General features: G+C 75.0%; 2 protein-coding genes. Both read right to left on the reverse strand.

The window, feature by feature from the left end; genetic code table 11:
* Positions 1-4 precede the first annotated feature (4 nt).
* Positions 5-7,195, reverse strand: a complete 7,191-nt coding sequence (locus ACFVVA_RS08000) for an amino acid adenylation domain-containing protein (RefSeq protein WP_387686849.1) — start codon at positions 7,193-7,195, stop codon at positions 5-7.
* Positions 7,177-10,223, reverse strand: a 3,047-nt coding sequence (locus tag ACFVVA_RS08005; protein ID WP_387686851.1) for an amino acid adenylation domain-containing protein, incomplete at its 5' end; no start/stop codon positions are given. The genes ACFVVA_RS08000 and ACFVVA_RS08005, both read right to left, overlap by 19 nt.

Below are 10,223 nucleotides of genomic sequence, written 5' to 3' on the forward strand. Positions count from 1 at the left end.
AGGTTCAGTGGCTACTGCGGTGAAGCCGCGCGGCGAGCGTGCGGCCGATCGCGGCGAGCGGGCCGGGCGCGGTCATCGCGTCGTGCGGGCAGGCGACCTCGACCAGTTCGAACTCCCCCGTCAGGTAAGGCTGCCAGGACTCGACGGCGGGCGCGTCCGCGTCCCGGCCCTCAGTGGCGAAGAAGTACAGGACGTCCCCCCGGAAGACGGCGGGGCGCACCGCGTCGGCCAGTCGGCCGTTGTTCGCCGCGACCCGCTCGATCGCCGCGACGTGCCGGGCCTCGATGCCGGGCAGTGCACTCGCGCCCAGCAGTTCGGCGGCCTGCGCGTGGCTCAGCTCGCCCTCCGGCGCCGGGGATCCGGTCAGGCCTACCAGTTCGCGGCGGAACGCGGCGCCGTCGTGCTCGACGTGTTCCCTGCCGTGCGGGTAGGCGTCCAGCAGGGTGAGCAGAGCGACCCGCTCTCCGGCTGCTTCCAGCCTGGCGGCGATCGCCTGGGCCACCACGCCGCCGAAGGACCAGCCGAGCAGGTGGTACGGCCCCTCGGGCTGGACGGCCCGGATCCGCGCCAGGTACTCCTCGGCCATCTCCTCGACGCTCGCCGGGAGCCGGTCGTCGTCGCCGCGCAGGCCGCGGGCCTGCAGGGCGTACAGCGGGCGGTCGTCCAGGCTGCGGGCGAGGCCGGAGTAGACCCAGCCGATGCCGAGGCCGGGGTGGACACAGAACAGCGGAGGCCGGCTGCCGCCGGCGCGCAGCGGCAGCAGCACGTCGAGCGTGTCGTCGAAGCGGTCCCCGGTGGCGCGGTCGGCCAGCCGTTCGGCGAGCCGGGCGACGGTGGGCGCCTCGAACAGGCTGCGGATGGTCAGTTCGGCGCCCAGGGTCTCGCGGATCCGCCCGGCCAGGCGGGTGATCAGCAGGGAGTGCCCGCCGAGGTCGAAGAAGTTGTCGTCGATGCCGAGCCCGGTGACGCCGAGCACTTCGGCGAACAGGGCGAGCAGCTGCCGCTCGCGCTCGTCGCGCGGGGCGCGGCCGGCGGCGGCGGGGCCGAACTCCGGTGCGGGCAGGGCGGATCGGTCGATCTTGCCGTGGCTGCTGAGCGGCAGCCGGTCGAGCACGACCACGGCGGCCGGGACCATGTAGTCCGGCAGCAGGGCGGCCAGGTGGGCGCGCAGCTGGGCGGGTTCGGCCTCGGCGCCCTCGGCGGGCACCGCGTAGGCGACCAACCGCTGGTCGCCGGTCGGGGCGTCCTCGGCGGAGCGGGACGTGTCCTCGCGCAGCACGGCGGTCGCCCGGACCACGTCCGGGTGGCCGGCCAGCACGGCCTCGATCTCGCCGAGTTCGATCCGGTGGCCGCGCAGCTTGACCTGGTCGTCGGCCCGGCCGAGGTGAACCAGCCGGCCGTCCGCCGTCCAGCGGGCGAGGTCGCCGGTGCGGTACATCCGGGCGCCGGCCGGGCCGTACGGGTCGGCGGTGAAGCGCTCGGCGGTCAGGGCGGGGCGGCCCAGGTAGCCGCGGGCCAGGCTCGCCCCGGCAATGTACAGCTCGCCGGGCACGCCGGGCGGCACCGGGCGCAGCGTGGCGTCCAGCACGTAGGCGCGGGTGTTGGGGAAGGGGCGGCCGATCGGGACGGGGCCGGCCGGCAGCGGCTGCCCGGGCTCGATCCGGTGCTCGGTGCAGTTGACGGTGGCCTCGGTCGGTCCGTAGACGTTGACCACGGTGGCCTGCGGGTGGCGCTCGCGCCAGGCTCGGACGGCCTCGCCGTACAGGGCCTCGCCGCCGAGCAGCAGTTCGCCGGTGGGCGAGAACGCGTCGGGCAGTTCGGCGAGCAGCGGCAGGTGGCTGGGGGTCGCCTTGAGGAAGGTGACCGGCTGGTCGGCCAGGGCCGCCTCGGTGGCGGCGTCCTCGGTGAGCGGGGCCAGGTGGACGGTGCCGCCGGTGACCAACGGGGTGTAGAGCGCGGTGACTGTCAGGTCGAAGGTGACCGGCGAGTGCAGCAGGGCGGCGCCGGCGGCGGCCGGGTAGGCGGTGGCGGCCCAGCCGAGGTAGTCGGCGACCGAGCGGTGCTCGACCACGACGCCCTTGGGCCGGCCGGTGGATCCGGAGGTGAAGATGACGTAGGCCGGGTGGCCGGGGTCGAGCGGCGCGCTGCGGTCCGCGTCGGTGAGGTCGACGGCCGACTGGGCAGCCGCCGGCCCGCGGAGCTCGTCAAGCAGCAACACCTCGATGCCGTCCGGCAGTTCGAAGCCCTCGCGGTCGGTCAGGAGCAGCTTGGGCATGGCGTCGGCGAGCACCTGGCGGGTGCGCTCGGCCGGGTGGTTCGGGTCGAGCGGCAGGTAGCCGGCGCCGCTCTTGAGCACCCCGAGCAGGGCGACGACCAGGTCGGCGCTGCGCGGCAGGGCGAGCGCGACCAGGGTGCCGGGGGCGGCGCCGCGCGCGACGAGCACCCGGGCGAGCCGGTTGGCGCGGGCGTTCAGCTCGACGTAGTCGAGCACGTCGGCGCCGGCCACCAGGGCGGTGGCCCCGGGAGTGCGGGCGACCTGGGCCTGGAACAGTTCCGGGACGGGCACCACCGGAACGGGCCGTTCGGCGCCGCTCCACTCGGTGAGCAGCTGCCGGCGCTCGTCCGGGCCGAGCAGGTCGATCCCGCCGATCGGCTGGTCCGGGGCCTCGGCGGCGGCAGTGAGCAGCCGAGCCAGCCGCTCGGTGAGCCGCTCGGCGGTGGCACGGTCGAACAGCTCGGTGTCGTACTGCAGGACGCCGTCGATGCCGGTCGGGGCCCCGGTCGCGGCGTCGAAGCGCTCGCCGAGGTGGGCGGCGAGGTCGAACTTGGCGCCCTGCTCGGCGGGCGTGTACGGCTCGGCGCGCAGCCCGGCCAGGTCAAGCGTGGCCTCGGTGTTGTTGTGGACGGTCAGCATCACCTGGAACAGCGGGTGCCGGGCGAGCGAACGGCGCGGGTTGAGCACCTCGACCAGCCGCTCGAACGGCAGGTCCTGGTGGGCGTAGGCGGCGAGGTCGGTGTCCCGGACCCGGTCGATCAGCTGGCGGAAGGTCGGGTCGCCCGAGGTGTCGGTGCGCAGCACCAGGGTGTTGACGAAGAAGCCGACCAGGTCGTCCAGGGCGTCGTCGGTGCGCCCGGCGATCGGGGTGCCGATCGGCAGGTCGTCTCCGGCGCCGTGGGCGCTGAGCAGGGCGGCGAGGCCGGCCTGCAGGACCATGAACATGCTGGCCCGGCCGTCCCGGGCGAGCCCGGCGAGGCGGGCGTGCAGCCTGGCGTCGAGCCGGAAGGCCACGCCGTCGCCGCGGTGGGCGGCGACCGCCGGGCGGGGCCGGTCGGTGGGCAGCCGCAGCTGGTCGGGCAGGCCGTCCAGGGTCCGGCGCCAGTGTGCGAGCTGCTTGGTGGCCTGGCTCTTCGGGTCGTCCTCGCTGCCGAGGGCGTGGCGCTGCCAGAGCGCGTAGTCGGCGTACTGGACGGGCAGCGGCCGGAAGCGCGGGGCCTCGCCCCGGCTGCGGGCCGCGTAGGCGATGGAGAGGTCGCGGGCGAGCGGGGCGATCGACCAGCCGTCGGTGGCGATGTGGTGGACGGTGAGCAGCAGCACGTGCTGCTCGGGGGCCAGCACGAACAGGTCGGCGCGCAGCGGCTGGTCGACGGAGAGGTCGAAGCCGCGGCCGGCGGACCGCTGGATCGCGGCTTCGAGGCCGTCCTCGGTGGTGCCGGTGACGGTCAGCGCGGGCCGGGCGTCCGCCGCGTCGAGGACGTGCTGGCGCGGTTCGCCGTCCCGGTCGGGGAAGACGGTGCGCAGGCTCTCGTGCCGCGCGGTGAGGTCGGCGAGGGCGGCCTCCAGCGCGGCGCGGTCGAGGGCACCGTGCAGCCGGACGGCCAGCGGGACGTTGTAGGTGGCGTCCGGGCCCTGCATCCGGTTGAGGAACCAGAGCCGGCGCTGCGCGAAGGACAGCGGGACGGCCTCGGGCCTGGGGCCCGCCTTCAGCGCGGCCCGGGCGCCACCGGCCGCGGCGACCCGCTCGGCGAGCCCGGCCACGCTGGGTGCCTCGAACAGGGCGCGGATGGGGAGTTCGACGCCGAGGTCGGAGCGGACCCGGCTGACCAGCCGGGTGGCGAGCAGCGAGTGCCCGCCGAGCTCGAAGAAGCTCTGGTCGACGCCGACCGAGGGCAGGCCCAGGATCTCGGCGAAGAGCGCGCACAGCGCCTCCTCCTCGGGGCCCTGCGGCTCGCGGCCGGCGGGCTCGCCGGCGAGTTCGGGGGCAGGCAGGGCCTTGCGGTCGACCTTGCCGTTGGGCATCAGCGGGAATTCGTCGAGCACCACGAAGGCTGACGGGACCATGAACTCCGGCAGCTTGGCGCCCAGGTACTCCCGCAGCTCGTCCACGGCGACGGTCTGCCGCTCGGCGGCCACCAGGTAGGCGACGACGCGCTTGTCGCCGGGCTCGTCCTCGCGCACGACCACAGCGGCGTGACCGACCGCGGCGTGCAGGCCGAGGACGGACTCGATCTCGCCGAGCTCGATCCGGAAGCCCCGGACCTTCACCTGGTCGTCGGCGCGGCCGGCGAACTCCAGCTGCCCGTCGGCGCGCCAGCGGCCGAGGTCGCCGGAGCGGTAGAGCCGGGCGCCGGGCGGGCCGTACGGGTCGGCGACGAAGCGCTCGGCGGTCAGGCCGGGACGCTTGAGGTAGCCGCGGGCCAGGCCCTCGCCGGCGATGTACATCTCGCCGGCCACGCCGGGCGGCACCGGACGCAGTGCGCGGTCGAGCACGTACACCCGGGAGTTGGCGAACGGACGGCCGATCGGCGGGGTGCCGCCGGGGGTGAGGGCGGTGCTCATGGTGGCGCCGACGGTGGTCTCGGTGGGGCCGTAGCCGTTGAGCAGTCGGCGGCCGGGCGACCAGCGCGCGACCAGTTCGGGGGTGCAGGCGTCGCCGGTGGAGACCAGAGTGGCGCCGGCCAGCACCTCGTCACCGGTCGGCAGCGCGGCGAGCGCGACCGGCGGCAGGGTGGCGTGGGTGACGGCGTGCCGGCGGACGAGCTCGGCCAGCGGCTCGCCGGGCAGCACGTCGTCGGCGCTGCCGAGGACGAGGGCGGCGCCGGAGAGCAGGCCCATCGAGATGTCCCAGAAACCGGCGTCGAAGCTGACCGAGGCGAACTGCAGCACCCGGCTGCCAGGCCCGGCCTGGACGGCCTCGGCCTGGGTGGTGACCAGGCTGGCCAGGCCCCGGTGCGGGACGACGACGCCCTTGGGGCGGCCGGTGGAGCCGGAGGTGTAGATGACGTACACCGGGTTGGCCAGGTGCAGCGGGGCGATGCGGTCGGCGTCGGTCGGGTCGCTCGCCGGGCGAGCGGCCAGGGCGGCGAGGGTGGCCGGGTCGTCCAGGACGACGCTCGGCACCTCGGCGCCGGCCGCGCCGAGCAGTTCGGCGGTGGCGGCGGTGGCGAGACCGAGCACCGGCCGGGCGTCGGCAAGCATGAAGGCCAGCCGGTCGGCCGGGTACTGCGGGTCGAGCGGCAGGTAGGCGGCGCCGGCCTTGGCGACGGCCCACAGGGCGACGATCAGCTCCACCGATCGGGGCACCGCGGCGGCGACGAACTGCTCCGGGCCGACCCCGGCCGCGATCAGGTGGTGGGCCAGCCGGTTGGCGCGTTCGTTGAGCTCGCCGTACGAGACCACGGTGTCCCCGAACAGCAGCGCGGGCGCGTCCGGGTCGGCGGCGGCACGGGCCTGGAACAGCTCGGGCAGGGTGGCCGGAGCCACCTCGCGGGCGCTGTCGTTCCAGTCGGTCAGCAGCCGGCGGCGCTCCCCGGCGGAGAGCACGTCGAGCCGGCCGATCGGCTGCTCCGGGTCGGCGGCGATGGCGGCCAGCAGCCGCAGCAGCCGGTCGAGCACGGCCTGCGCCTCGTCCTCGCCGAACAGGTCGGGGGCGTAGCACAGCCGCAGGTGCAGGTCCTCGCCCATCAGGCCGGCGGCCAGGTTCAGCGGGTAGTGCGCGCCGTCGCGTCCGTCCACGCCGGAGAACCGGACGCCGGCCACCTCGAGGTGCTCGGTGGTCGGGTCCACCGGGTAGTTCTGGTACACCAGCGTGGTGTCGAACAGCTCGCCGTGCCCGGCGAGTTGCTGCACGTCGGTGAGGCTGACGTGCTGGTGGGCGAGCAGTTCGCTCTGCTCGGCCTGCAGCCGGGTGAGCGCGCCCAGCAGGGAGTCGCCGGCCCGCAGCCGGACCCGCACCGGCAGGGTGTTGATGAACAGGCCGACCATGGTGTCGACCTCGGGGATCTCCGGCGGGCGGCCGGAGACGATCGCGCCGAACACCACGTCCTCGCGGCCGGTCAGCACACTCAGCAGCAAGCCCCAGGCGCCCTGGACGACGGTGTTGAGGGTGAGGCCGTGGCTGCGGGCGAGCGCCTGCAGGCCGGTGGCGACCTCGGTGGGCACCTGGTGGCGCAGCCAGCCGGGGCGCACCATGGCGCGGCCGCGGGTGGCGGGCGCGACCAGGGTCGGCTCGTCGATCTCGGCCAGCGCGATGCGCCAGGCCCGCTCGGCGGCGTCGGCGTCCTGGTCGGCCAGCCAGGCGAGGTAGTCGCGGTACGGCGTGACCGGGGCCAGCACCGAGGCGTCGCCCCGGCTGCCGTACAGCTCGAACAGCTCCCGGATCAGCACCGGCACCGACCAGCCGTCCATCAGGATGTGGTGCTTGGTCAGCATCAGCCGGAACCGCTCGGGAGCCAGCCGCAGGACGGTGAAGCGCATCAGCGGCGGGCGGGTCAGGTCGAACGGGCGGGCCTGGTCCTCGTCGGCGAGCCGGGCCAGCTCGGCCTCCTGGCGCTGCGGGTCCAGGGCGCTGAGGTCGATCTGCTCCCACGGCACGGCGACCTTGCGGTGCACCAGCTGGACGGGCTTGCTCACCTTGTCGCTGCGGAAGCCGACCCGCAGGTTGGCGTGCCGCTCCAGCAGGGTGCGGGCGGCCAGGCGCAGGGCGCGGGTGTCCAGCGGGCCCTGGAGGTCCAGCAGCAGCTGGTGGACGTAGAGGTCGGGGCCGTCCTGGTCGTAGAGGGCCTGGAAGAGCATGCCCTCCTGGAGCGGGGAGAGCGGGAGGATGTCCTCGACGGCGGACTTCTTCGCGCCGCTGCTCCGGCGGGTGTTGGTGCCGGGGTTCTGCACGCCGGACTCGGTCACTTTGCGGTCTCCCATTCGTCCTCGAAGTCGTCCTCGACCTCGTCCTCGTCCAGCTCGTCGGTGAAGTCCTGGTCGAACTCCGCCGCGAAACCGTCCAGTTCGTCCTGGCTCAGCGAGACCAGGGAGAGATCGGACGGGGTGAAGCCGCCGCTCTCGGGGCGTTCGGCGTGTGCGGCCAGGGCACGCACGGCCCGGCTGAAGCAGTCGGCCAGTTCGGCCACGTCCTGTTCGCGCAGCAGGGTCTGCGGCCAGGACCAGACGAGCAGCAGTCGCGGCCCGTCCGGGTGGTCCTCGGTGAGCGCGTTGACGGCGAGCGCGTGCGTCATCGGCGTCTCCGGCTCGGGCCGGCCGCCGGACAGGTCGGCGCCGCCGACCATGCCCTCCTCGGCCACCGGGGTCCACGGCTCGGCGGTGGCACCGGCGGCCGCCGGGGTGCGGCCGAGGTAGTTGAAACTGATCTGCGGGCCGAGGAGTTCGGCCAGCGAGTCCCGGGTGTCGTGGTTGAGGTGGCGCAGCAGCCCGTAGCCGAGACCGTGGTCGGGCAGGGCTCGCAGCTGCTCCTTGACCAGCTTCAGCGCCTGGCCGACGCCCGGGCCGCCGTCCGCGACCTGCGCGAGGTCGACGCCGTCGACGTCCAGCCGCACCGGGTGCAGGCTGGTGAACCAGCCGACCGTGCGGGACAGGTCCACGCCCGGGACGACGTCCTCTCGGCCGTGACCCTCCAGGTCGACCAGGACGGCGGTCTCGTCCTCCTCTCCCCGGGCCGCCCGCCAGTCGGCGGCGGCCAGGGCGAGCGCGGTCAGCAGCACGTCGTTGACGCCGGCGTGGTAGGCGGCGGGCAGCGTGGTGAGCAGCGGGGTGACGTGCTCGGCGGGCTCGGTCCGGGTGAGGAAGCGCATGGTGCCCAGCACGTCCTGGCCCGGGTCCAGCGGGCGGTCGCCGAGCAGGGCGTCCGGGATGTCCAGCATCTCCTCCCACAGGGCGAGTTCGGCGACCCGCTCGGGCTTGTGGGCGAGCTCGACCAGGTGCTCGGCCCAGCGGCGCAGGGAGGTGCCGGTGGGCTGCAGCTGCGGCTCCCGGCCGGCGACGCGCGCCGCGCAGGCGGCGGCCAGGTCGGGGACCAGGATCTGCCAGGAGACGTTGTCGATCACCAGGTGGTGGGCGACCAGCAGCAGTCGGCCGGTGTCGCCGGGGCCGGCGTCGAACCAGACCGCCTGGAGCATGGCGCCGTCATCCGGGGAGATTCGGGCCCAGGCGGCCTCGCTCTCGGCGGAGGTCAGGGCGCGCAGCTCGTCCGCGTCCAGGCCGCTCGTGTCGACCCGCCGGACACAGCCGGCCGCGTCGACGGCGCCGCGCTCGGGGACGGTCAGGCGCCACTGGCCGGTGTCGCGGATCAACCGCAGGCGCAGCGCGTCGTGGTGGTCCAGCACGGCCTGGAGGGCGGCGGTCAGGTGCTCCTCGGTCAGCTCGGCCGGGGCGTGCAGCAGGGTCGACTGGTTGAACCGGCCGATCGGGCCGCCGCGTTCGCGCAGCCAGTGCACGGTCGGGGTGAGCGGTACCTCGCCGATGCCGTCGTCCGGGCCGTCGCTGACCACCTGGTCGAGGCTGCCCGCGACGGCGGCGAGGGCGGCGACGGTCTTGCGTTCGAAGACCTGGCGCGGGGTGATCACCAGGCCGGCCTTGCGGGCGCGGCTGACCAGCTGGATGGAGACGATGCTGTCGCCGCCCAGGTCGAAGAAGCTGTCGTGGACGCCGACCTTCTCCAGGCCGAGGAGTCCGGCGAACAGCTCCGCGAGGGTCGCCTCGCGGTCGCTGCGGGCCTCGCCGCCGGTGGTGGCGGTGGACAGGTCGGGGGCCGGCAGGGCCTTGCGGTCCAGCTTGCCGTTCGGGGTCTGCGGGAAGGCGTCCAGCACGACGACGGCTGCGGGGACCATGTAGTCGGGCAGCGACTCGCCGACGCGCGAGCGAAGTTCGGCGGGTACGGGCTCGGCGCCCTCGCTCGGGACGACGTAGCCGACGAGCTGACGCACGCCCGGCTGGTCCTCGCGCACGACGACGGCCACCTGGCCGACACCCTCCTGCGCGGCCAGCGCCGCTTCCACCTCGCCGAGCTCGATCCGGAAGCCGCGCACCTTCACCTGGTCGTCGGCGCGGCCGACGTACACGAGTTGGCCGTCCGCGCCCCAGCGGGCGAGGTCGCCGGTGCGGTACATCCGGGCACCGGCCGGGCCGTACGGGTCGGCGACGAAGCACTGGGCGGACAGGTCGGGCCGGTTCAGGTAGCCGCGGGCCAGGCTCGGGCCGGCGATGAACAGCTCGCCGACCACGCCGGGCGCCACCGGGCGCAGCGCCGGGTCCAGCACGTACAGACGGGAGTTGAACACCGGCGTGCCGATCGGCGGTGCGACGGCTCCGCCGAGGGCGCCGCTCATCGAGGCGCAGACGGTGGACTCGGTCGGGCCGTAGGCGTTCACCAGCCGGCGGCCGGGCGACCAGCGGCCGACGACCTCGCCGGACAGGGCCTCACCGGCGGAGACCAGCGTGCCGCCGGGCAGCAGCCGCGCCTCGGGCTCCATCGCGGCGAGGACCACGGGCGGGATCGTCGCGTGGGTGACGCCGAACTCCGCGAGCGTTCCGGTCAGTTCCTCGCCGGCGGCGAGCCGCTCGGCGGGGACGACGACCAGGGCCGCGCCCGAGAGCAGGCCCATGCACAGCTCCCAGAAGGCCGCGTCGAAGCTCGGCGAGGCGAACTGCAGGACGCGCGAGCCGTCGCCTACCTCGAAGCGCTCGACCTGGGTGGCGAGCAGGCTCGCGACACCCGAGTGCGAGACCACGACACCCTTGGGGCGGCCGGTCGAGCCGGAGGTGTAGATCAGGTAGGCCGGGTTCGACAGTCGCGCGGGGCTGTCGAGTTCGGCACCCGACCGGGCTGCCACCGCTTCGACGACCGCCGGATCGTCCAGCACGACGACCGGACGGCCCTCGGGTACCCGGTCGGCCACGTCGGAGCGGGTGAGGACGAGCAGCGGCTGCGCGTCGTCCA

Origin of the sequence: Kitasatospora sp. NPDC058048 (assembly GCF_042885555.1) — a bacterium.
Taxonomy (GTDB): Bacteria; Actinomycetota; Actinomycetes; order Streptomycetales; family Streptomycetaceae; genus Kitasatospora; species Kitasatospora lactacystinica.

What these genes read in the sequence shown, in the direction of transcription:
- ACFVVA_RS08000 (WP_387686849.1), bottom strand. Translation starts at nt 7,195, where the DNA reads ATGGGAGACCGCAAAGTGACCGAGTCCGGCGTGCAGAACCCCGGCACC.